This window comes from Pseudoalteromonas aurantia, from assembly GCF_005886875.1.
In the GTDB taxonomy this organism is placed as follows: Bacteria; Pseudomonadota; Gammaproteobacteria; order Enterobacterales; family Alteromonadaceae; genus Pseudoalteromonas; species Pseudoalteromonas aurantia_A.
The window spans coordinates 1-1,536 of record NZ_PNBY01000149.1; the positions used below are offsets into that span (position 1 = coordinate 1).

The following is a 1,536-nucleotide window of genomic DNA, read 5'->3' on the forward strand; positions in this document are numbered from 1 at the left end:
AGGTGGCTTCGTAACGTACACGTAACCAATGGGCAAGCTGATTAGCTCGCTCATTCAGTGCTCTATAACTGAGCTGCTGAGCGCCAAAACACAGTGCAACCGCCTCTGGAGACGCGAGTACTTGAGCTTCAAAAGCCTGAATTAAGGTCCCAGAACTGGTAAAGTCTTCTCTAGGTAAAGCTGTTTCTTTTAATAATATTTTTTGTTGCGATAACGTCATCAGTGGAATGGTTCCCACTGTTTTAGCTGTCGAGTTGGTCAAGCCCTCTAGCAGGGTTTGATATAACTGATTGAACATTTCTATAGTACGGGGTTCAAACAAGCTCGTTGCATAATTCCAAGTAAGATTGATCCCTTGTTCTGAGCGTGCTGCCATTAAACTTAAGTCAAACTTAGCGGGGCAAAAATCATGTTGGCTAGATAATGAAATAGGCGTCATAGGTAGCACTGATCCACCCTCAACTACATCCTGTAGATCTTGTAAGCCAAAGACTACTTGAAATAACGGGTGGCGTGACGCGTCTCGCTCAACATCCATTAACTCTACGATTTGCTCAAAAGGTAATGATTGATGTGCTTTAGACTGCATGACCCCTTTATGTACTTGCTTAACAAACTCCTCAACCGATTGCGTCCAATTCACCTGTGTTCTCAGAGGTAGGGTATTAACAAAAAAGCCTATTATCTCTTGGATCTGATGGTGTTCTCGGTTATCAGAGGGCGTACCTACAATGATATCTTGCTGATCACATAGATGCGCTAACGTTAGATAATATGCACTTAACAACACGCTATTAAGCGAAACGTCATATTCTTTGCCTAACTCAATTAATGTGTCTGAAAGTACCTCATCAATACTTGCCTCAAATTCACACCCTTGATGCTGTGCAATCGCTGGGCGACTATGATCCGTGGGTAAAGAAAGTGTTTCTACCCCCTGAAGCTGATGCTGCCAAAAGGCTTGGTAAGTTTGTAAATCATCACCTTGTAAAAAGCGTCGCTGCCATACTGAATAATCAATATAATCAACATCAACATTCGTAAGCGAGCAGGGACGGCCGACAACACAGTCTTCATAGCTTTGCGCTAATTCTTTGAGGAATAGACTCGTCGACCATCCATCAAAAGCAATATGGTGCCAAACAAATAAGAGATAGTTCGCATCTTCTGTATTGTATAAATTGACACGCATGACCTCCTGCCCCAAATCGAAGCAAGAATTTACCTGCACATTCACAACATCAGTTAGCGCCTCAGTTGCACAAACTTGCTGAGAAATATTAACCTTATTAACGGTTACCTGTTGCGTCAAATCCCCTGATAGATCAGTAGAGTAGCACGTGCGTAAAATGGTGTGCTTTTCACATAATCTAGAGATTGCCTCTGTAAGGTGACTCAATTCCACCTCACCACTTAAAGAGAGTAATAATGGGATATGATAAGCATTGCTAGGGTTAAGCTGTTCAACATAAAACAATCGCTCTTGTGCAAAGGACAGTGGATAACTATCACGCTTCTCTCCCAAACTGGGAATTT

At 42.3% G+C, this 1,536-nt stretch carries 1 protein-coding gene; it reads right to left on the bottom strand.

Annotated features, from left to right (window positions below):
• A partial coding sequence (locus tag CWC18_RS19900; protein WP_212747750.1) for a condensation domain-containing protein occupies positions 1-1,536 on the bottom strand: 1,536 nt, incomplete at both ends.